The following is a 20,148-nucleotide window of genomic DNA, read 5'->3' on the forward strand; positions in this document are numbered from 1 at the left end:
CCGGCGACCGACGAGGAGACCCTGTGTCGATCACCTTCCCCGAGTCCTTCGTCTGGGGCGCCTCCACGGCGGCCCACCAGATCGAGGGCAACAACGTCAACAGCGACTGGTGGGCGCGCGAGGTCGACCCGGCCTCGACCCTCGCCGAGCCGTCGGGCGACGCCGCCGACTCCTACCACCGGTACGCCGAGGACGTCCGGCTCCTGGCCGAGTCCGGGCTCACCTCGTACCGGTTCTCGATCGAGTGGGCGCGCATCGAGCCGGCCGAGGGCCGCTTCTCGCGGGCCGAGGTCGACCACTACCGCCGCATGATCGACTGCTGCCTCGAGCACGGGGTCACGCCGCTCGTCACGCTGCACCACTTCACGTCGCCGCGCTGGTTCGCGGAGGACGGCGGCTGGACCGACCCGCGGTCCGTCGACCGGTTCGCGCGGTACGTCGAGCACGTGCTGCCGCTGCTCGACCGCGCGTCGCACGTGTTCACCATCAACGAGCCGAACATCCTCGCGATGATGATCACGGCCGGCAAGGGCGCCGAGCAGCTCCAGGCCGGCACCATGCACGCGCCCGACCCGGTCGCGACGGAGCACCTCATCGCCGCGCACCGGCGGGCCGTGGAGCTCGTGCGGACCGTCGGGGTGCCCGTCGGGTGGCCCGTCGCGCCGCAGCAGTTCTTCGCCGACCCGGGCGCCGAGGAGGTCCTGCGCGAGTACGCCTACCCGCGCGAGACCGTCTTCCTCGAGGCCTCGCGCGGCGACGACTTCGTCGCCGTCCAGGCCTACACGCGCACGCGCATCACCGTGGACGGGCCGCTGCCCGCCCCGGAGGACTCGGAGAAGACGCTCACCGGGTGGGAGTACTACCCGGCCGCCATCGCGGAGGCCGCGCGCCTCGGGCACGAGATCACCGGCCTGCCGGTCCTCGTCTCCGAGAACGGCATCGCGACGGCGGACGACGCGCGGCGCATCGACTACACGCGTGACGCCCTGCGCGCGCTGCACGCCGAGATGGAGGCGGGCCTCCCGCTGCTCGGCTACCTGCACTGGTCGCTGCTCGACAACTACGAGTGGGGCTCGTTCGCCCCGACGTTCGGGCTCGTCGCGTGGGACCCGGAGACCTTCGAGCGCACGCCCAAGCCCAGCCTCGGCTGGCTCGGCGGCGTCGCCCGCGGGACCGTCTCGCTCGACGACTGACGCGCCGCGGTCACGACCGCGCCGCACCCCTCGCACGTCACGACGCGGGGCAGGGACGACGTCCCTGCCCCGCGTCGTGCGTCCGCCCGGGTCGGGGTCATCCCGCCGCGCGGGCGTCCGTCTCGAACTGCGCCGCGGCGGCGACCGTGTCCGCGTTCTCCAGGAGCGCCGCGCAGAGCGCGGTGGACAGCGTGAAGTCCTCGATCCCGCGGGCCGCGAGCGCCGCGACCTGGGTCGTGTCGCGCAGGCTCGCGGCGAGCACCCGGCAGCCCTGCCCCGATGCGCGCAGCGCGGCGTGGAGGTCGGCCGTCTGGTCGACCCCGTCGAGCCCCAGGTCGCCCATCCTCCCGACGTAGGGCGCGATCCAGCCCGCGCCCGCCGCGTCCGCGACGAGAGCCTGCGAGGCGTGGTAGACCGCCGTGACGAGCACGGGCACCCCTTCGCGCGTGAGCCGGCGGGAGACGGCGAGCCCGTCGCGCGTCGCGGGCAGCTTCACGACGACGTCCGGGCCGAGGTCGGCGAGCTGCCGCCCGTGGGCCTCGAGCGCCGCCTCGTCCGGCCCGACGGCCTGGAGGAACACCGTCCCGGCTCCCGCCGCACGCGCCCACCGGTGCACGGCGGGGACGTCGTCGACCGTGAGGCCCGAGCGGCGCAGGATCGTCGGGTTCGTGGTGACGCCGGCGAAGAGGCCGGTCGCGAGCAGCCGCTCGACCTGGTCACGGTCGGCGGAGTCGATGTACAGCATGCGTTCTCCCTGGGGGTGCGGTCAGGTCGCGGACGGCCGAGGACGGTCCGCGACCGTGGCGAGCAGGTCGTAGTGGGCGGCGTCGATCGTGGCGGGGTCCGTGCGCGGCGGGACGGCGTCGAGCGCGAACGGACGCCACCGCTCGGCCGTGGCCGCCACGGTCGCGCCCTCGAGCACGGCCACCGCCTGGACGCAGGCCCCGCGCGCCGTCGCCTCGGGGGCGGCGCGGCGGACGACGGGACGGCCCAGCGCGTCGGCGAGGACCTGCCGGTACGCGAGCGAGCGCGCGCCGCCACCGTTGACGACGACCTCGCCGCTCGTGTCGACGCCCGCGCGCTCCAGCGCCCGGGCGGCTCCGACGAGCCCCGCCACGACGCCCTCGTACGCGGCGAGCGCCACGTCCTCCCGGGTCGTCTCGCCGGTGATGCCGCCGAGCACGCCGGTCGCGCCCGGTCGCCGCGGGGTGCGCTCGCCGTCGAGGTAGGCGACGAGCGTCGGGCGCTGCGCCCGGACGGGTGCCGCGAGGGCGAGACGCTCGAGGGTCGCGTGGTCGACGTCGAGGAGCCGCGCGAACGTGTCGGTGACCTTGGCGGCGTTGAGGGTGCAGGCCAGGGGCAGGTACCCGCCGGTCGCGTCGCACACCGAGTCGACCGTGCCGAGCGGGTCGACGACGGACGTGCGGCGCGGGCTCAGGACGACGCCCGAGGTCCCGAGCGAGACGCCGAGGTCGCCCTCGACGAGCCCGAGCCCGACGGCGGCGAGGTGCTGGTCTCCCCCGCCAGGGCCCACCACGACGCCCGGCCCGAGCCCGAGCTCCGCCGCGACGTGCGGGCGCACCGTCCCGGCCGGGGTGTCGGGCCCGAGCACGGTCGGCAGCACGTCGTCCCAGCCGACCTCGGGCGAGACGAAGCGGTCGAGGAGCTCGGGTCGCCACTCGCCCCGGTGGACGTCGAGGTAGCCCGTCCCGGCGGCGTCGGACCGGTCGGTGACCGCCTCCCCGGTGAGCCGGTACGTGAGGTAGTCGTGGGGCACGAGGACGTGCGCGACGCGCTCGAGGAGCGCCGGGTCGGTCGTCGCCACGTGGGCGAGCTTCATGATCGTCAGCGCCGAAGACGGCGCCATGCCGACGTCTCGCATCCACCGCTCGAGGCCGTACTCGTGGGCGATCCGCGCCGCCTCCGGGCCCGCCGTCGTGTCGTTCCACAGGGGGGCGGTCGCCAGGGGCTCGCCGTCCCGGCCCAGGAGCACGAGACCGTGGCACTGGGCGCCGACGGCGAGCGCGACCACCTGCCGCGCGTCGGCGTCGGCGTCGCGCAGGGCACCGGAGAACGCCGCGCGGAACGCCGCCCACCACGCGCGCGGGTCCTGTCTGCTGACCGGGGGCGCGGTCCGCGGGTGGGGGGCCGAGGCGGTCCCCACGAGCGCGCCGTCGTCCCGGCGACGCAGCTCGACGGTGCAGGACTGGGTCGACGAGTCGACCCCTGCGACAAGGTCCATGTCTACTTCCAGTAGGGCTCGAGGGGAGGCAGCTCCTGGGGCGCCTCGTCGATCTTGCCGACCGCCCCGGAGGGGTGCGAGTGCAGGACGTTCGCCCACGAGTACCCGCGCATCCGCATGAGGACCACGGCGAGCGCGTCGCCCCACGCCGCCGTCACGAGGGTCGAGCCCATCGCGATGACCTCGCCGGGGTCGATCCCGGGGATCATCGTCAGCTCGACCACGACGTCCGCGTTGCGCGCGAGGCGCGACGAGGCGTCCGCCGTGACCGCCACGACGGTGTCGACGCCGCGCTCCTTGGCGCGCACGACGAGGTCGTTGATCTCGTCGCTCCCTCCGCCCCGCGAGATCGCGACGAGGATGTCGCCCGGCGCCATCGCGCCCATCGTGCCGTGGAGCGCGTCCGCCCCCGAGATGAACACCGACGGGGTGCCGGACACCGAGAGCAGGTGCGCCATGCGGCGCGCGACCGCGCCGGAGGTGCCCGCCCCGGTGACGAAGACCTTGCCCGTGCACTCGTACACCCGCTGGACCACGTCCAGGAACACGTCGTCCAGGTCCGTCGCGCTCGCGGCGACTCCCTGCGCCTCGTGCGCGACGACGGCCCGGGCGGTCTCCAGCACGGCGGCCCGGCGTCGCGTCGTGATCTCGGGGATGGTCATGGGTGCTCCTCGTCCAGGGGTGTTCGGTGCGGTCACGCGGCGCTCCACGCCGCGTGCCGCAGGTCCACGGAGGACAGGGCGCCGGCCGCGACGACGTCGCCGTCGCACCGGCCCTCCGTGAGGGTGACGACGTCGTCGGCGAGCTCGAGGATCTCCTCCTCCTCGCTGGACACCACGACGACCGTGAGGTCGTCGTCGTGCGCGAGCGAGCGCAGGAGCCGGTGGATCTCGGTCTTGACGCCGATGTCGACGCCCTTCGTGGGCTCGTCGAGCAGCAGCACGCGGGGAGCCTGCGCGAGGACGCGTGCGAGCAGAACCTTCTGCTGGTTGCCGCCGGACAGGCGCTCGACGGGGCCCTCGCGGTCGCCGCGGACCTGCATGCGGTCCATGAGGGCCGTCGCCTCGCGGCGCATGCGCCGCTTGTCCAGCAGGCCGAGCCGGCGGTAGCGGTCGAGCACGGGGAGCACGACGTTGGTCGTCGCGTCCAGCCCCCCGACGATGCCGTCGACCTTGCGCTCCTCCGTGAGGTAGACGAGGCCGCGACGCTGGGCGTCGGCGGGGGCCGCGGGACGGTACGGCGCGCCGTCGAGCTCGATGCTCCCGGCGAGGACCTTGTCCAGCCCGACGAGCGTGCGCAGCAGCTCGGTGCGCCCGGCGCCGATGAGCCCGTAGACCCCCAGCACGCGGCCCGGGTAGGCCTCCAGGCTGACGTCGGCGAGCGCGGGCGTGCGCAGGTTCCGCACGACGAGCGACGGCCGGGCGCCCGCGTCCAGCGGGACGACGTCGGTGCGCTGCGCCGCCTCCGTGACGCCACCCGACGAGGCGACGGCCTCGTCCCCCGCGATCGCGTGCACGACCGCCTGCCGGTCGACGGTGGAAGCCGGGCCGGAGATGCGGACCTCCCCGTCGACGAGCGCGACGACGTGGTCGGCGACGGCGTACAGCTCGTCGAGCTTGTGGTCGACGAGCAGGATCCCCAGGCCCTCGGTGCGGGCCAGGTCGCGCACGGTCTCGAGGAACCGCTCGACCTGCCCGCCCTCGAGGCTCGTCGTCGGCTCGTCGAGCAGCAGGTAGCGCGCGTCGCGCGCCACGGCCACCGCGACCTCGAGGAGCTGGCGGGTCGCGACGGGGTAGGCGCCGAGCTTGCGGTCGACGTCCACCGCGAGGCCGAACCGGTCCGCGAGCGCACGGGACTGCTCGCGCATGGCGCGCCGGTCGAGCGCTCCCCCGCGCGTCAGCTCGCGGCCGAGGAACACGTTCTGCGTGACGGTGAGGTTCGGCAGGAGCGAGAGCTCCTGGTAGACGGTCGAGATGCCCGCGTCGAGCGCGGCGGTCGGGGAGCCCTGGGGCAGCGCCTGGCCGTCGACGGTCACCGTGCCCTCGTCGGCGGGGTGCGCCCCCGCGAGGACGCGGAGCAGGGTGGACTTCCCGGCGCCGTTGTGACCCACGAGCCCGGTCACGGTGCCCGCCGCGAGCGTCAGGTCGATGCCCTGGAGCACCCGCACGTGCGAGAAGCTCTTGACGATCCCGCTGGCCCGCAGGGCGCCGCCCCCGGCGGCGCCCCGCGGGACCGACGTCGTGACGTCGGTCATGTCAGCCGACCTCCCCCGGCGCAGGGGTCTCGCCGACGGTGAACGCCTTGAGCGGCAGGAGGATCTCCGGCTCGACGTCCTCGCCGTCGACGTACGCGCGGATCTGCTCGGTCACCTGCGTGCCGTAGCTCTCCGGCTCCTGCGCGACGCAGCCGCGGTACACCTCGGTGAGCGGCTCCTCGGACGCGCAGAACCCGTAGAGCGCGACGTCGGTGCGGTTGCCCAGGGCCTGCAGCGCCCCGTACACGGCCGGTCCGGTCGAGGCCCAGATGACGTTGACGTCCTGGTTGCCCTGGAGCATCTCGCCCGTGACGCGCAGCGAGTCGTCAGGCTTGACGTTGCCGTCGACCTTGGCGACGACCTCCGCGTTCGGGTCGGCCGACACCGCGTCGGTGAAGCCCTCGTCGCGGATGACGACCGGGCGCTCGTCGGGCTCGGTGATGAAGCCGATGCTGAGCGCGGCGTCCGCGCCGAGGTCCGCGAGGACCTGCTCACCCATGGCCCGGCCGCCCGCCTCGTTGTCCGCGCCGAGGTACTGGACGATCGTCGCCCCCTGGGCGGCCAGCGCGTCCTCGTCGACGATGACGTTCACCGTGAAGACCGGGACGCCCGCGTCGTTCGCCGCCTTGACGATCCCGGCGGCGGGCTCCGACTTCACGGGGTTGAGCGCGAGGGCGCAGGGGTCCTTCTGCAGCATGGCCTCGACCTGGGCGAGCTGCTGGGCGTCGTCGTCGTTCGCGACCTGGACCTCGACGTCGAACCCGTTGGCGGCACCGCCGTCCTCGAAGCCCTTCTTCATCGCCACGTAGTACGGGTTGGTGAGGTTCGGCAGGCTGACCGCGACGTACGGGTCGTCCCCGTCGCAGGACGCGGGCAGCGTGGTCTCGGCCTGGTCGGTCGAGCCGCTCCCGCCCGTGCTCCCCGTCCCCGTGCCGGTGTCGACGGCGGAGCAGGCGCCCGTGAGGGCGAGGGCGGTCACGGCGAGGGCCGAGAGGATGGTCGTGCGTCGCATGGAACTCTCCTTCGAGCGGTGGGGTCAGGACGTGGCGCGCGAGGCGCGGCGTGGTGAGAGGAGCTGGAGCAGGAGCCTGCCCCTGCCTCCGGTGGTCGAGAGCGAGCGGCGGTAGGTGTCGAGGCTGACGCCGGCGAGGATGATCACGCCGATGACGAGGGGCTGCCAGAAGCTGTCGACGCCGACGACGTTCATGCCGTTCGAGACGGTCGCGATGAGGACCGCGCCGAGCAGGGCGCCCCCGATCGAGCCGACCCCGCCGAACAGGCTCACCCCGCCGACCACGGCGGCGGCGATCGAGTAGAACAGCTCGTTGCCCGATCCCGCGGACGGGTAGCCGACCATGAGGCGCGAGGTCGTCACGACGCCCGCGAGGGCGGCGCACAGGCCGGAGACCGCGTAGACGAAGAGCGTCGTGCGCCCGGTGTGGATGCCCGCCAGGCGCGCCGTCTCCTTGTTGCCGCCGAGCGCGTAGATGTGGACGCCCGTGCTCGTGCGCGCCAGGAGGACGCTGAAGACGACGGCGACGAGCGCCACCACGAGGATCGGCGTCGGGATCCCGAAGACGCTGCCGCGGCCGAGGAACGCGAACATCGGGTCCCGCACCGTGACCGACGCCGCCCCCGTGAGGATCATCGGGATGCTGCCGGCGATGCCGAACATCGAGAACGTCGCGATGAACGGGGGGAGCCGGAGGTAGTGCACGAAGACGCCGTTGACCAGGCCCACGACGACGCCGACGGCGAGCGCGAGGAGGGTGGCGGCCCACCACGGGAGGCCGGCCTGCATCCCCAGGGCGGCCGCCATGCCCGTGAGGGCCAGGTTGGACCCCGTCGAGAGGTCGATGCCCCCGGTGAGGAGCACGAAGGTCTGGCCCAGGGCGAGCAGCGCGACCACCGCACCGTTCAGGAGCAGCACCTCGAAGTTCCCGGCGGTGCGGAAGTTCGGGGACAGCAGGCTCATCACCACCACCACGAGGATCAAGATCCCCGCGATCCCGACCTCGTCGGGGACGCGTCGTCGCGACATGTACTTCTCGCCTCCTTGCGGGTGCTCATATGAGCACGCGATTGCTCGTATGGCGATACTATGGAGCGGCGGGCCGGGCGGGCAACACGCCCCGATCACGGATCGATAACATGTGTGCAACTGAACGCTCAGATGAGCAAGAATGAGGGACATGACGGACTTCTCACGCCACGAGCTCGCGCACGTGGCACGCCGCTACTACGTGGACTCGGCCTCCAAGGTCGAGATCGCGGAGGAGCTCGCGATCTCCCGCTTCAAGGTCGCCCGCATGCTGGAGCAGGCCCTCGCCACCGGGATCGTGACGATCACCGTCGACGACGCCGGCGTCGTCGACCCCACGCTCTCGGCACGCCTGCGCACGCACCTCGGCCTGGACGAGTGCCTCGTCGTCCAGGGGCGGGAGACGATCGCCGAGCTCCGCGAGGACGTCGGCGCCGCCGCCGCGGAGCTCCTCACCCGGTCCCTGCGCCCCGGGAACACCCTCGGCTTCGCGTGGGGGCGCACGCTCACGGCGATGACGGAGCGTCTCACCGCGCTGCCCCCGGTCACCGTCGTGCAGCTCACCGGTGCGGTCGGCTCCGACCTGTCCGACTCCCCCGTCGAGGTGATCCGTCGCGTCTCGCTGCGCTCCGGCGGGGACGCCCACGCGATCTTCGCGCCCCTGGTCGTCGAGGACGCCGCCACCGCCGCCACGCTGCGCCGCCAGCCCGACATCGCCCGCGCGCTCTCGTTGTTCGACCGGGTCGACGTCGCCGTCGTGGCGATCGGCTCGTGGGACCCGCCGATCTCCCAGCTCCGCGAGGTCCTCGGGCGCGACGAGCGGGACGACCTCACGGCACGCGGGGTCCGCGCCGAGATCGCGGGCATCCTCCTCACCGCCGAGGGCGACCTCGTGCCCGACTTCGCCGAGCGGTGCCTGTCGATCTCCGCACGCCAGCTCGCGCGGGTGCCCCAGGTGATCGCCGTCGCCGCCGAGCACGAGAAGGCGGCCGCCGTGCACGCGGTGACCCGGTCCGGCCTCGTCTCCGCGCTCGTCACCGAGCAGCGGTGCGCCGAGGCCCTGCTCGAGCTCCCGCCCGTCACGCGCGGTGCCGGGCGATGAGCGCGGTCCGCACCCGCGTCGCGGCGTCGTTCTGGTCGACGCCGCGCGACCGCGTCGCCGCCGAGGCCGACCGGCTGGCCCGCGCCGGGCTCCGCACCGTCCACTGGGACCACACGGACGGGCGCTTCGCCGCGGCGGGAGGTTTCACCGCGGCGGAGGCGGCGGACGTGACGGCCGGCAGCGGGCTCGCCGCCGAGGCGCACCTCATGGTCGAGGAGCCGCTCCGCGAGGTCGACCGCTGGACCGACTTCTGCGAGCTCGTCGTCGTGCACGCCGGGACGCGCGGCTGGCGCGCCGCCCTCGACCGGGTCCGCGCCCGGGGCGCTCGCGCCGGGGTCGCACTCTCGCCCGGTACCGGGGTGCCGTCCGTCGAGCCCGGGACGGACGTCCTCGTCATGTCGATCACGCCCGGCGAGGCCGGCTCGGCGTTCCAGGTCGACGCGCTCACCACCGTCCAGCAAGTCGTCGGCGCGGGTCACGACGTCGGTCTGGACGGCGGCGTCACGCGCGAGATCGCTCCCCGCGCGCTCGACGCCGGGGCCACCTGGCTCGTGTCCGGCACCGACCTCGTCGCGAGCGAGGACCCGCGGGGCTGGCTGTCGGCGGCACGCGCGACGGGGACCGCCCCTCAGGACTGCCGCGACGGGTCCCGATGACCGCCGCGCGCCCCGGTCGCCGGCGCGTCCCGCTGGCGCAGGTCGCGGCCGAGGCCCGGGTCTCCGTCCCCACGGTGTCGAAGGTGCTCAACGCGCGCCCGGACGTCTCGGCGGCGACGCGCGAACGCGTCGCGGGCGTGCTGCGCCGGCACGGCTACGAGATCCGGCCCCCCACGTCCCGGCGGACCGGGCTGGTCGACGTCCGCATCGTCGACTTCGAGGGGCCGTGGTCCGAGGCGGTCGTGCGCGGGGCGGTCGCCGAGGCGCGGCGCCTCGGGCTCGACGTCGTGCTGTCCGTCGAGCTGGACCCCGACGACTGCGGCGCGTGGGTCCGGCACGCGCTCGCGCGCGGCACGGACGGTCTCGTGAGCGTCGTCGCCGTGCCCGACGCCGAGGCGCGCGCCGCGCTCGCCGCGGCCGGGGTGCCGCTCGTCGTCGTCGACCCGCGCCGCCGTCCGCCCGAGGACGTGCTCAGCGTCGGCGCGGCCAACTTCCAGGGCGCGCTGGAGGCGACGGCGCACCTGCTCGCCCTGGGGCACCGGCGGATCGCGACGATCACGGGCGTCCCCGAGCAGGACAACGCGCTCGCCCGGCTCGCGGGCTACCGCGCCGCGCTGATCCAGGCGGACGTGCCCGTCGACGACGACCTCGTGCGCCTCAGCACCTACGGGGTCGCCGCCGGCTACGAGGAGACGCAGCGGCTGCTCGCCCTCGACGACCCCCCGACGGCGGTCTTCGCGTGCAGCGACGACACCGCGCTCGGCGCGCTGCGGGCGCTCCGCGAGGCGGGACGGTCCGTGCCGGACGACGTCTCGCTCGTCGGGTTCGACGACCTGCCCGTCGCGCCCTGGACCGACCCCCCGCTCACCACGGTGCGCCAGCCGCTCGTCGAGATGGGCGCCTCGGCCGTCGCGCTCGTGCACCGGGCACGCAGCGCGAGCGGCCGCACCCTGCGCACGGAGCTCGCGACGAGCCTCGTCGTGCGCGCGTCGACCGCCGCACCGCGCGCCTGACGCGCGCGGCACGGCGGTCGGCCGCGGTGCGGGGCGGTCAGCCGCAGGAGACGCCCGCGTAGCGGTAGGGCAGCTCCTGGACGGTCGCGCCGTCGTCGGACGTGACCGTCACGGTCGCGGTGCCCGACGGGATCTCCGCCGTGCGCGCCGAGAACGCCCGGTAGGTGCTGCGGTGCGGGGCGACGTCGTCGTACGACCGCGTCCCGTACGGGGTGGCGAGCTCGACGGTCGTGCGGCCGTCGGACGTGCTGGTGGCGCGCACCGCGACGGCCGCCCGGTTCCCCAGGCAGCGCGCCTCGACCTCGACGTCGGCACCCACGCCGGGCGTGAGGTCGGCCGCCGCCGAGAACGTCTCCGCCTCCATGAGCGGGCGCAGGGCGTCCTCGAGCTGGTCGTCGACGAAGTAGTCCTTGAGGCGCGAGTCGTCGAGGACGTTGCCGATCGCGGCGACGATCATCGCCTGGTCGAGCGACAGGTAGCGCTCGGCGACCGTGCCGGAGCGGACCGCGACGGAGTCGTAGAACCCGCCCGGCCCGTACGCGCCGAGGTCGTCGGCGAGGTGGGCCAGGTTGTCGAGCACGCCCTCGGTGTCGTACGCGAGCCCGAGGAACGACGCGTGCGGCGTCACGACGCCGTCACCGAACTCCGGCGCGGGGTTCGTCGCCTCGCGGCAGCCCTCGAAGCCGAGGTCGACGTCGGTCTCGCCGTCGGACAGGTAGCCGTCGGAGCGCAGGCCGATCGCGTCGACGCCGTACTCCGCGTAGCCGCCGAAGGGGTTGCTCGCGGGCGAGAAGCCCCAGGCCCCGTAGCCGGCCTCGTCGAGACCGTGCTCCTTGTGCGCCCGGACGACGAGCGGGTGGTTGACGCCCCACGACGTCGGGCCCCACTCGGCCTCGGGGACGAGCATGTCCGGCATGAGCGCCTCGAACATCGAGCCGCCCCAGCCCGGCACGACCGCGAGGTCGCGGTAGCGGTACGCCCCCTCGAAGACCGGGACGCCGAGGTGCTCGCGCGTCTCGCCGATCGGCTTCTGCTCCTGCCACGACCAGTCGCACGTGTCCGGGAACGTCCGGTGGCTCGCGTAGTAGGCCTCCGGCGGCACCTCGCCCTCGGCGATGCCGAGGTAGGTCGCGATGCGCGTCTCCGAGACCGTCGTGTCGTAGTTGTGGCACGTGTAGTACACGTCCGTGCCCGTGCCGAGGTAGTCCCCCGCGACCGAGCACCCGGGCGGCTCCTCGTCCCAGAACCCGCCGCGCAGCAGCCCGACGCCGAGGTCCGGCCGCGCCTCCGCGTTGTAGAACGCGCCGAAGTGCATGTCGTCGTAGACGGCCAGCGCCTCGTCCGCGAGGCTCGGCTCCGCCTCCGCGACGACGCGCAGGCCCGCGGCCAGCCAGCCGTTGTCCACCGAGCTGAGGAACTGGTGCACCGGGTTGCCGTCGTCCGGCCACGTCTCCACCCGGTCGCCCGTCGCCGGGTCGTACCAGTTGTAGAACATCCCGCTCGCGTCGTGCCGGTCGAGCGACGCGACCGTGTCGATCGTCGTCGCGAGGCGGTCGCGCGCCTCGGCCTCGTCGACCAGGCCCAGGTCGCGCGCCACGACGGTGGACCACAGCCAGCCGCCGATGTTCGTCGGCGACGTGTACGCGCTGCTCGACGCCGGGTCGAGGTCGCCCTCGATGTTGTCCGCGGGCAGGCCGGTCTCCTCGTCGGTCATGGCCTCCAACGAGGTGTACGTGTCCTCCAGGTACGCCTCGAGCGTCGCGCGCTGCGCGCCCGTCAGGGCGGGCTGCCCGACGGCGGGCGTCGCCTTCGCCGGGAGGCTCGCCGTGCGCGGGGCGCTCTCCGCCGCGGCCGGGACGGCGAGGCCCGCCGCGAGCGCCAGCCCGCCGACGAGCCCGCCCGCGACGAGTCCCGTCGCCCTGCGTCGGCGTCGCGTTCCCTCGCACGCGCGGTCGGTCGATCCATCCATCAGGCACTCCTTCGTGTCGCGGCCCCGAAATTTCGGCCGAACTTTCCGAATGGGGGCGGAGAGAGTAGCCCTCGGTGGAGCAGGGGTCAACGGCTCGCCCGGAGCTGGCGCACGACGGCGGAGGCGTGGCGGGCGACGGCCCGCGCGCAGCGGGTACACGAACGGATAACGCGGGGTATACACGCCGGAAACGCGGGCGCGACAGGATCGCGGCCATGCACCTGACGCCCGCCGACACCGAGAAGCTGCTGCTCGCCGTCGCGGGCATGGTCGCCCGCGACCGGCGCGAGCGCGGCGTCCTGCTCAACTACCCGGAGACGGTCGCCCTCCTCACGACGTGGGTGATCGAGCGGGCCCGCGAGGGCGCCGCCGTGGAAGAGCTCATGGTCTCCGGGCGCGCCGTGCTGGGCCGCGACGAGGTGATGGAGGGCGTCGCGGAGATGCTGCCCGACGTCCAGGTCGAGGCGACGTTCCCCGACGGGCGCAAGCTCGTCACCATCCACCAGCCCATCGCCTGAGCCGGCCCCGGCGACGCGACGCACGACGAGAGGACGGCGAGGCATGGCAGGCATCAGCACCTCGGGACCGGGCGCGGTCCGGCTCCGGGAGGGCGCGGCGGACGTACCGCTCGTCCTCAACGCCGACCGCTCGGACGACGAGCGCGTGACCCTCGTCGTGACGAACACGGGCGACCGGCCCGTGCAGATCGGCTCGCACCTCCACCTGCCCGACGCCAACGCGGCGCTCGACCTCGACCGCGCGGCGGCGCACGGCTTCCGGCTGGACGTGCCGTCCGGCACGTCGCGACGGTTCGAGCCGGGCGCGTCCGCCGAGGTCCAGGCCGTCGCGCTGCGCGGCCGACGACGCGTCCCCGGTCTCCAGCGCGGCAAGCCCGACGGCGGCGCCCTGGACCCCACCGCACCCGAGGAGGACTGACGCATGGTCGCGATCTCCCGCGAGCGCTACGTCGCGCTCTACGGCCCGACGACGGGCGACCAGGTGCGCCTCGGCGACACCGACCTGTGGATCGAGGTCGAGGAGGACCGCACGTTCGGGGGCGAGGAGGTCGTGTTCGGCGGCGGGAAGTCGCTCCGCGAGTCGATGGCCCAGGGCACGACGACCCGCGCCGAGGGCGCGCTCGACACGGTGATCACCAACGCCGTCGTGCTCGACTGGTGGGGCGTCGTGAAGACGGACGTCGGCATCCGCGACGGGCGGATCGTCGCGCTCGGCCGCGCGGGCAACCCCGACGTCGCGGACGGCGTGCACCCCGACCTGCACATCGGCCCGAGCACGGACGTCGTGAGCGGCGAGGGCAGGATACTCACCGCGGGCGGCATCGACTCGCACGTGCACCTCATCTCGCCGTCGCAGGTCGTCGAGGCGCTCGCCACGGGCATCACGACGGTCGCGGGCGGCGGCACCGGTCCGAGCGAGGGCACGAAGGCCACGACGGTCACGCCCGGCGCCTGGCACCTGGAGGCGATCCACCGCTCGCTCGACCGGCTCCCCGTGAACGTCCTGCTGCTCGGCAAGGGGAACACCGTGAGCGCCGAGGGTCTGCGCGAGCAGGCGATGGCCGGCGCGGGCGGCTACAAGGTGCACGAGGACTGGGGGTCGACGCCCGCGGCGATCGACGCCGCGCTCCGGGCCGCCGAGGACTGGGGCCTGCAGGTCGCGCTCCACTCCGACTCGCTCAACGAGGCGGGGTTCGTCGAGTCGACCCTCCGGGCGATCGGCGGCCGCTCGATCCACGCGTTCCACGCGGAGGGCGCGGGCGGCGGGCACGCGCCCGACATCCTCACCGTCGCGAGCCACCCGAACGTCGTCCCCGGCTCGACGAACCCGACCCTCCCGCACACGGTGAACACCGTCGCCGAGCACCTGGACATGCTGATGGTGTGCCACCACCTCAACCCGCAGGTGGCGGAGGACCTCGCGTTCGCCGAGTCGCGCATCCGCGGGACGACGATCGCCGCGGAGGACGTGCTGCACGACCTCGGCGCCATCTCCATCACGTCGTCCGACGCGCAGGCCATGGGGCGCATCGGCGAGGTCGTGACGCGGACGTGGCAGGTGGCGCACGTCATGAAGGCGCGGCGCGGCCCGCACCCGGGCGGGGCGCCCGGGCCCGTCCTGCCGGCCGACAACCTGCGCGCCCGGCGCTACGTCGCGAAGTACACGATCAACCCGGCCGTCGCGCACGGGATCGACGCGCACGTCGGGTCCGTCGAGCCCGGCAAGCTCGCCGACCTGGTGCTGTGGGAGCCGAAGCTGTTCGGCGTGCGGCCGAGCGTCGTCATGAAGGGCGGCGCGCTCGTGTGGGGCGCGCTCGGCGACCCCAACGCGTCCATCCCGTCGCCGCAGCCCGTGCTCATGCGGCCCGCGCTCGCCGACGCGATCGGGGCCGACGTGTCCGTGTCGTTCGTGTCGCCCGCCGCGCTCGACGACGGCCTCGCGGAGCGGCTCGGCCTCGCCCGGACGCTCCTTCCCGTGGCCGGGACGCGCGACGTCGGGAAGGCGCAGATGCGGAACAACGACTACCTGCCCCGGATCGACATCGACCCCGAGTCCTTCGCGATCGAGGTCGACGGCGAGCTCGTCGTCCCCGCCCCCGCCGACCGGCTGCCCCTCGCGCAGCTCTACTCGCTGTTCTGACATGGCCGGCCTCCCCCGCCACGACGCCGACGGGCGTGCCGAGCTCATGCTCGCGCTGCTCGCCGACGCGCGGCTGCCGACCGGCGGCCACACGCAGTCCGCGGGCCTCGAGCCCGCGCTGCGCGCCGGGATGCCCGCCGCGCGCGTCCCCGACTACGTGCGCGCCCGCCTGGCCACCGTCACGCGCACCGAGGCCGCGACCGCCGTCGTCGCGCGGCACGCGGCGCTCACGCCCGACGACGGCCCCCCGCCCGTCGCGGTCGCCCTCGCCGACACCTGGGTCGCGTGGGCGGCGCGGACGCCGTCGCCCGCGCTCCGCGAGACGTCGCAGCGGCTCGGCCGAGGCTACCTCCGGCTCCTGCGCCGCCTGTGGGCGGGGCACCCCGCGGTCGCCGCGCTCGACGCGGCGGCGCCTCTCGTCGCCGCCGCGCGCCCCGCGGACGAGGGACGCGGCGGTCCCGGCGACCGACCGCCGTCGGGCCGCCGGGCGCCGCAGCCCCCGCGCCCCCTGGTGCTGGGGGTGACGGCCGCCTGCGCGGGACTGTCCGCGCTGCAGGTCGCGCGCCTCGTCGGGTACGAGGACGTGCAGACCGTCGCCGCGGCCACGCTCAAGCTCGAGCCCGTCGACCCGGTCGTCGCGACGGGCTGGGTCGTCGCGTCCCAGGCCGCGATCGACGCGCTCGCCCACGACGTCGCCCCCCTGACCGACCCCCGCGCGATCCCCGCGCACGGCGCACCGCTCGTCGAGCAGTGGGCCGAGACCCACGCCCGCACCACCGAGAGGCTGTTCAGTGCCTGAGAACCTGCCCACCGCCCCGACCCCCACGAACCGCTCGCTGCGCCTCGGCGTCGCCGGCCCCGTCGGCACGGGCAAGAGCTCGCTCATCGCGCTCCTGTGCCGCGAGCTGTCCGAGGTGCTGCGGCTCGGGGTCATCACCAACGACATCTACACGGACGAGGACGCGCGGTTCCTGCGCTCCGCGGGCGTGCTCGACCCCGAGCGCATCCGCGCGGTCGAGACCGGCGCGTGCCCGCACACCGCGATCCGCGACGACGTCACCGCCAACCTCCTCGCCGTCGAGGACCTCGAGGAGGACTTCGCGCCGCTCGACGTCGTGCTCGTCGAGTCCGGCGGCGACAACCTCACCGCCACCTTCTCGCCCGCGCTCGTCGACGCGCAGATCTTCGTGCTCGACGTCGCCGGGGGCGGCGACGTCGCGCGCAAGGGCGGACCGGGGATCGCCCGGGCGGACCTGCTCGTCGTCAACAAGACCGACCTCGCGCCGTACGTGGGGGTGGACGTCCCGCGCATGGTCCTGGACGCGACGGCCGCGCGCGACGGCGCCCCCGTGCTCGCGCTCTCGCGCCTCGACCGCGAGTCGATCGACACGCTGACGACGTGGGTGCAGACGCTCCTCGCGGCGCACCGGGCCGGCGCGCACGTGCCGCAGGACCCGGGCCCGATGGCGCCCCACTTCCACGCCGACGAGGACGGCGGCGGCTTCCTCCACACCCACGGGGAGGGCGACACCGCGCACGACCACGCGCCCGCCCACGACCACGACGCCGCACCCGCCGAGCCGGCGACCGCGCCCGGGCGCGGCTGACCCCGGGCGACGGGCTGCACGTGGACGACGTGACGCGCGTCGGGGCGTACCGGGAGGGCGGCCGCGTGCGCTGCGACCTGCGCCCCGGCGCGCTGAGCCCGCGCGTGCTGTCCACGAGCCCCACGACGGTACGCATCGCGCTCGTCGCGACGCGCGCGCTGCTCCTGGGCGGCGACCGCGTCCGGGTCGAGGTGCACGTCGGGCGCGGCGTCGAGGTCGAGCTCGTCGAGGTGTCGGGCACCGTCGCGTACGCCGGGCGCGGCCGGTCCGCGTCCTGGGACGTCGCGGTCCGGGTGGACGACGACGGCCTCCTCGTCTGGGACGCGCTGCCCTTCGTCGTCGCGGACGGGGCCGACGTCGACCGGCGCACCGACGTGCGCCTCGGCACGGGCGCCGTCGCGCTGCTCCGCGAGACGCTCGTGCTCGGCCGGACGGGCGAGCGGGGTGGGCGCCTGCGCTCGCGCACCCGAGCCACCGACGAGACCAGGGCCCCGCGAGAGTCATCACCCGCAGGGGGCACGCCCCGGGCGGCGCGCGAGCTCTTCGTCGAGGACCTCGACCTCGACGACGACCGGGCGCTGCCCGGGATCCTCGGCGAAGCCCGGGTCGTCGACTCGGTGCTGTGCCTGGGCGCCCGGCCGCCCGCGGCGCACGCCGCCGCCCCGTCCGGTCCCCTGCGGCTCGACCTCGACGGACCGGGCGCCGTCGTCCGCCACCTGGGGGCGAGCACCCACGACGCCGGCACCGACGGCGTCGTCACCGCCTGGGCGGCGGCCGTGCGCGCCACGCGCGGCCTCCCCGACCCCGGCCTCCCCGACCACCGCACCGCACTGCTGACGACAGGAGCCTGACATGCACGTCCCCGACCACTTCCTCGACGACCCCACGTCGGCGACCACCGCCGTCGTGTCCCTCGCCGCCGTCGGGTACGCCGCGTACCGAGCACGCGAGGACCTCACCCCCCGACGCGTCGCGCTCACGGCCGCGACGACCGGTTTCGTCTTCGCCGTGCAGATGCTCAACTACCCCGTCGCCGCCGGCACGAGCGGGCACCTCATGGGCGGGGCGCTCGCGGCGGCGCTCGTCGGGCCGTGGCTCGGCGTCCTGTCCGTGACCGCCGTGCTGCTCGTGCAGGCGCTCGTGTTCGCCGACGGCGGGCTCACCGCCCTGGGCACGAACGTGCTCCTCATGGCCGTCGTCGGGACGCTCGTCGGCTGGGCGGTGACGCGCGGGGTGCTCCGCGCGACGCGCGGCCGGGGCGCCGCGGCCGCCGCCGGCGCCGGCGCGCTCGTGAGCGTCCCGGTGTCCGCCGCGGTGTTCGCGGGCCTCTTCGCCGTCGGCGGGACCGTGCCGGTCCCGGTCGGCGAGCTCGTCAGCCAGATGCTCGGCGTGCACCTCCTCGTCGGGCTCGGCGAGGCGCTCATCACGGCCGGCGTCGTCGGGCTCGTGCTCGCCGTCGCGCCGGGCGTCGCGGCCGTCGAGGCCCGCCGGGCTCCCGCGCTCGCGCCGTCCGCCCCCGTCGCAGCCGTACGGCGCGCCGTCCTCGCCCTCGGCACCGGTGCGCTGCTCGCGGCCGTCGTCGTGTCGTCGTTCGCCGCAGCGACGCCCGACGGGCTCGAGGCGACCGCCGAGTCGGTCGGGTTCGCCGACGCCGCGCGCGACCACGCGTTCGCGGGCGCACCCCTCGCGGACTACGGCGAGGTCGGCGGGATCTTCGTCGGCGTCGCAGGGCTCGTCGGCCTCGCGCTCGTCGTCGCGCTGACCGTCGGCGTGCTGGGCGCGGGCCTGCGCGCCGCCGGCCGTCGCGCGGCCCAGGCCGGCGTGACCGGATCGTGACTGCCTGACACGCCCCGTTAACAACCCGGGCAGAACGCCCGAAACACGCCGTCACTAGCGTCGACGACCGTGGGCACCGCGCAGGGCGCACGGCCGTATACGCACCCGTCCCCGGAGCCCGCGAGGAGCGGCCGCCCGCCCGGCAGCCGTCGGCACCCGCCGAGAACCCCGCTGTGAGAACCCGCTGAAAGGACCCTCGTGACACCTTCCCGCGCCACGACCCGTCTCGCCCCGGCCGCCGCCCTCGTCGCGCTCGCGCTCACGCTCACCGCGTGCGGCGCGAGGACGGAGGCCGGCGAGGGCGGGGGCTCCACGACCAGCGCCGCCGAGAGCTGCGTCGACACCTCCGGCGACACCGTCAAGATCGGCTTCCTCAACTCGCTCTCCGGCACGATGGCGATCTCCGAGCAGACCGTCGCGGACTCGCTCGCCCTCGCCGCCGAGGAGATCAACGCCGACGGCGGCGTGCTCGGCAAGCAGCTCGAGATCGTCCAGGAGGACGGCCAGTCCGAGCCCACCGTCTTCGCGGAGAAGGCCGAGAAGCTCATCACGAGCGACTGCGTCGCCGCGGTGTTCGGCGGCTGGACCTCCGCGTCGCGCAAGGCGATGCTCCCCGTCTTCGAGGCGCAGGACTCGCTGCTGTTCTACCCCGTCCAGTACGAGGGCCTCGAGTCGTCGCCCAACATCTTCTACACCGGGGCGACGACCAACCAGCAGATCGTCCCCGCGCTCGACTACCTCGAGGAGCAGGGCGTCACGTCGATCTTCCTCGTCGGCTCCGACTACGTCTTCCCCCGCACGGCGAACAAGATCATCAACGCCTACGCGGAGGCGCACGACATCGAGGTCCTCGGCGAGGAGTACGCGCCCCTCGGCCACACCGACTTCTCCACGATCGTCAACAAGGTGAAGTCCGCCGGGGCCGACGCCGTGTTCAACACGCTCAACGGCGACTCCAACGTCGCGTTCTTCAAGGAGTACAAGAACGCCGGGCTCGGCCCGGACACGATGCCCGTCGTGTCGGTGTCGATCGCCGAGGAGGAGGTCGGCGGCGTCGGCATCGAGAACGTCGAGGGCCAGCTCACCGCCTGGAACTACTACCAGACCATCGACAGCCCGGAGAACACCACGTTCGTCGAGGCGTTCCAGGCGAAGTACGGCGAAGACCGCGTGACGTCGGACCCGATGGAGGCCGCGTACACGTCGCTCTACCTGTGGAAGGGCATGGTGGAGAAGGCCGAGTCGTTCGACGTCGCCGACGTCCAGGAGGCCGCCGACGGCGTGACCTTCGACGCGCCGGAGGGCTCCGTCACCGTGGACGGCGACAACCACCACGTCGCCAAGACCGCGCTCATCGGCAAGATCGGCCCCGACGGTCTCATCTACACCGAGTGGAGCTCGGGCGAGCCGATCGAGCCCGACCCGTACCTCGAGGGCTACGACTGGGCCGAGGGCCTCTCGTAGTCGGGGAGGCCCGCCGGGCTCGAGCCCGGCGGGAACCGGGGTGTGAGCGCCGGGTCTACCATCCGCCCGCTCGTTCCTCGCGGGCTCCCGCCAGCCCCGCCACGACCCGGCGC

19 protein-coding genes are annotated in these 20,148 nt (G+C 74.7%); 12 read left to right on the forward strand and 7 right to left on the reverse strand.

Annotated features, from left to right (window positions below; all coding sequences use genetic code 11):
* The first annotated feature begins 23 nt into the window (after window positions 1-23).
* A complete protein-coding gene (locus AC3WT4_RS18910; protein ID WP_286185762.1) occupies window positions 24-1,193 on the forward strand; it encodes a glycoside hydrolase family 1 protein in 1,170 nt (389 codons plus the stop codon).
* Between the two features lie 97 nt (window positions 1,194-1,290).
* Here AC3WT4_RS18910 and AC3WT4_RS18915 read toward each other — a convergent pair whose 3' ends face one another.
* From AC3WT4_RS18915 to AC3WT4_RS18940, 6 genes are read right to left on the reverse strand one after another with little or no spacing between them, the layout of a single operon-like run.
* Window positions 1,291-1,938 carry a transaldolase family protein gene (locus AC3WT4_RS18915; RefSeq protein WP_074803933.1) on the reverse strand — a complete coding sequence of 216 codons (648 nt, stop codon included), beginning with the start codon at window positions 1,936-1,938 and terminating at the stop codon, window positions 1,291-1,293.
* Window positions 1,939-1,959: 21 nt separating this feature from the next.
* On the reverse strand, window positions 1,960-3,435 hold the full coding sequence (locus tag AC3WT4_RS18920) for an FGGY family carbohydrate kinase (RefSeq protein ID WP_074803935.1): 1,476 nt from the start codon (window positions 3,433-3,435) through the stop codon (window positions 1,960-1,962).
* Window positions 3,436-3,437: 2 nt separating this feature from the next.
* Window positions 3,438-4,097 carry a KpsF/GutQ family sugar-phosphate isomerase gene (locus AC3WT4_RS18925; RefSeq protein WP_074803937.1) on the reverse strand — a complete coding sequence of 220 codons (660 nt, stop codon included), beginning with the start codon at window positions 4,095-4,097 and terminating at the stop codon, window positions 3,438-3,440.
* 32 nt (window positions 4,098-4,129) lie between these two features.
* Window positions 4,130-5,689, reverse strand: coding sequence for a sugar ABC transporter ATP-binding protein (locus AC3WT4_RS18930; protein ID WP_492316213.1), 1,560 nt, complete (start codon window positions 5,687-5,689; stop codon window positions 4,130-4,132).
* 1 nt (window position 5,690) lies between these two features.
* Window positions 5,691-6,701: a substrate-binding domain-containing protein gene (locus AC3WT4_RS18935; RefSeq protein WP_108048003.1), complete on the reverse strand. Its 1,011-nt coding sequence runs from the start codon at window positions 6,699-6,701 to the stop codon at window positions 5,691-5,693.
* 24 nt (window positions 6,702-6,725) lie between these two features.
* On the reverse strand, window positions 6,726-7,730 hold the full coding sequence (locus AC3WT4_RS18940; protein ID WP_074803942.1) for an ABC transporter permease: 1,005 nt from the start codon (window positions 7,728-7,730) through the stop codon (window positions 6,726-6,728).
* A gap of 151 nt (window positions 7,731-7,881) precedes the next feature.
* Between AC3WT4_RS18940 and AC3WT4_RS18945 the strand changes: the two genes are divergently transcribed.
* From AC3WT4_RS18945 to AC3WT4_RS18955, 3 genes are read left to right on the forward strand one after another with little or no spacing between them, the layout of a single operon-like run.
* Window positions 7,882-8,832: a sugar-binding transcriptional regulator gene (locus tag AC3WT4_RS18945; protein ID WP_167405690.1), complete on the forward strand. Its 951-nt coding sequence runs from the start codon at window positions 7,882-7,884 to the stop codon at window positions 8,830-8,832.
* A complete protein-coding gene (locus AC3WT4_RS18950) occupies window positions 8,829-9,488 on the forward strand; it encodes a beta/alpha barrel domain-containing protein (protein ID WP_108047999.1) in 660 nt (219 codons plus the stop codon). Before AC3WT4_RS18945 ends, AC3WT4_RS18950 begins: the two co-directional genes overlap by 4 nt.
* On the forward strand, window positions 9,485-10,501 hold the full coding sequence (locus tag AC3WT4_RS18955; protein WP_108047997.1) for a LacI family DNA-binding transcriptional regulator: 1,017 nt from the start codon (window positions 9,485-9,487) through the stop codon (window positions 10,499-10,501). The genes AC3WT4_RS18950 and AC3WT4_RS18955 overlap by 4 nt, the downstream gene beginning before the upstream one ends.
* A 37-nt stretch (window positions 10,502-10,538) precedes the next feature.
* On the opposite strand, the gene AC3WT4_RS18960 is transcribed toward AC3WT4_RS18955, so the two are convergent.
* Entirely contained in the window at window positions 10,539-12,470 is a 1,932-nt protein-coding gene (locus tag AC3WT4_RS18960; protein WP_492316214.1) for a glucoamylase family protein, read from the reverse strand.
* A gap of 215 nt (window positions 12,471-12,685) precedes the next feature.
* On the opposite strand from AC3WT4_RS18960, the gene AC3WT4_RS18965 reads away from it, so the two are divergent.
* The 8 genes from AC3WT4_RS18965 to urtA all read left to right on the forward strand — a co-directional run bounded on the left by AC3WT4_RS18965 (window position 12,686) and on the right by urtA (window position 20,035).
* Window positions 12,686-12,988, forward strand: coding sequence for an urease subunit gamma (locus AC3WT4_RS18965; RefSeq protein ID WP_043654671.1), 303 nt, complete (start codon window positions 12,686-12,688; stop codon window positions 12,986-12,988).
* A gap of 43 nt (window positions 12,989-13,031) precedes the next feature.
* Window positions 13,032-13,406 (forward strand): urease subunit beta, encoded by a 375-nt coding sequence (gene ureB / locus AC3WT4_RS18970; RefSeq protein WP_074803952.1) that lies wholly within the window; start codon window positions 13,032-13,034, stop codon window positions 13,404-13,406.
* Between the two features lie 3 nt (window positions 13,407-13,409).
* Window positions 13,410-15,128 (forward strand): urease subunit alpha, encoded by a 1,719-nt coding sequence (locus AC3WT4_RS18975; protein WP_492316215.1) that lies wholly within the window; start codon window positions 13,410-13,412, stop codon window positions 15,126-15,128.
* A 1-nt stretch (window position 15,129) separates the two neighbouring features.
* A complete protein-coding gene (locus AC3WT4_RS18980; RefSeq protein WP_492316216.1) occupies window positions 15,130-15,927 on the forward strand; it encodes an urease accessory protein UreF in 798 nt (265 codons plus the stop codon).
* Window positions 15,920-16,735: an urease accessory protein UreG gene (gene ureG, locus AC3WT4_RS18985; RefSeq protein WP_492316217.1), complete on the forward strand. Its 816-nt coding sequence runs from the start codon at window positions 15,920-15,922 to the stop codon at window positions 16,733-16,735. The genes AC3WT4_RS18980 and ureG overlap by 8 nt, the downstream gene beginning before the upstream one ends.
* Window positions 16,736-16,755: 20 nt before the next feature.
* The gene (locus AC3WT4_RS18990) at window positions 16,756-17,586 is read left to right on the forward strand and encodes an urease accessory protein UreD (RefSeq protein ID WP_492316218.1); all 831 of its coding nucleotides are present in this window, start codon (window positions 16,756-16,758) and stop codon (window positions 17,584-17,586) included.
* Window position 17,587: 1 nt separating this feature from the next.
* Complete coding sequence (locus tag AC3WT4_RS18995) at window positions 17,588-18,571, forward strand: energy-coupling factor ABC transporter permease (protein ID WP_492316219.1); 984 nt, start codon at window positions 17,588-17,590, stop codon at window positions 18,569-18,571.
* A gap of 198 nt (window positions 18,572-18,769) precedes the next feature.
* On the forward strand, window positions 18,770-20,035 hold the full coding sequence (urtA, locus tag AC3WT4_RS19000) for an urea ABC transporter substrate-binding protein (RefSeq protein ID WP_257416855.1): 1,266 nt from the start codon (window positions 18,770-18,772) through the stop codon (window positions 20,033-20,035).
* Window positions 20,036-20,148 lie beyond the last annotated feature (113 nt).

The organism is Cellulosimicrobium sp. EB106-03-01-XG111 (assembly GCF_058792115.1).

Bases quoted from the DNA above. Each gene is read 5' to 3' on its own strand.
- AC3WT4_RS18915 (WP_074803933.1), bottom strand. From the start codon at position 1,938: ATGCTGTACATCGACTCCGCCGACCGTGACCAGGTCGAGCGGCTGCTC.
- AC3WT4_RS18920 (WP_074803935.1), bottom strand. From the start codon at position 3,435: ATGGACCTTGTCGCAGGGGTCGACTCGTCGACCCAGTCCTGCACCGTC.
- AC3WT4_RS18925 (WP_074803937.1), bottom strand. From the start codon at position 4,097: ATGACCATCCCCGAGATCACGACGCGACGCCGGGCCGCCGTGCTGGAG.
- AC3WT4_RS18930 (WP_492316213.1), bottom strand. From the start codon at position 5,689: ATGACCGACGTCACGACGTCGGTCCCGCGGGGCGCCGCCGGGGGCGGC.
- AC3WT4_RS18935 (WP_108048003.1), bottom strand. From the start codon at position 6,701: ATGCGACGCACGACCATCCTCTCGGCCCTCGCCGTGACCGCCCTCGCC.
- AC3WT4_RS18940 (WP_074803942.1), bottom strand. From the start codon at position 7,730: ATGTCGCGACGACGCGTCCCCGACGAGGTCGGGATCGCGGGGATCTTG.
- AC3WT4_RS18945 (WP_167405690.1), top strand. From the start codon at position 7,882: ATGACGGACTTCTCACGCCACGAGCTCGCGCACGTGGCACGCCGCTAC.
- AC3WT4_RS18950 (WP_108047999.1), top strand. From the start codon at position 8,829: ATGAGCGCGGTCCGCACCCGCGTCGCGGCGTCGTTCTGGTCGACGCCG.
- AC3WT4_RS18955 (WP_108047997.1), top strand. From the start codon at position 9,485: ATGACCGCCGCGCGCCCCGGTCGCCGGCGCGTCCCGCTGGCGCAGGTC.
- AC3WT4_RS18960 (WP_492316214.1), bottom strand. From the start codon at position 12,470: ATGGATGGATCGACCGACCGCGCGTGCGAGGGAACGCGACGCCGACGC.
- AC3WT4_RS18965 (WP_043654671.1), top strand. From the start codon at position 12,686: ATGCACCTGACGCCCGCCGACACCGAGAAGCTGCTGCTCGCCGTCGCG.
- ureB (WP_074803952.1), top strand. From the start codon at position 13,032: ATGGCAGGCATCAGCACCTCGGGACCGGGCGCGGTCCGGCTCCGGGAG.
- AC3WT4_RS18975 (WP_492316215.1), top strand. From the start codon at position 13,410: ATGGTCGCGATCTCCCGCGAGCGCTACGTCGCGCTCTACGGCCCGACG.
- AC3WT4_RS18980 (WP_492316216.1), top strand. From the start codon at position 15,130: ATGGCCGGCCTCCCCCGCCACGACGCCGACGGGCGTGCCGAGCTCATG.
- AC3WT4_RS18995 (WP_492316219.1), top strand. From the start codon at position 17,588: ATGCACGTCCCCGACCACTTCCTCGACGACCCCACGTCGGCGACCACC.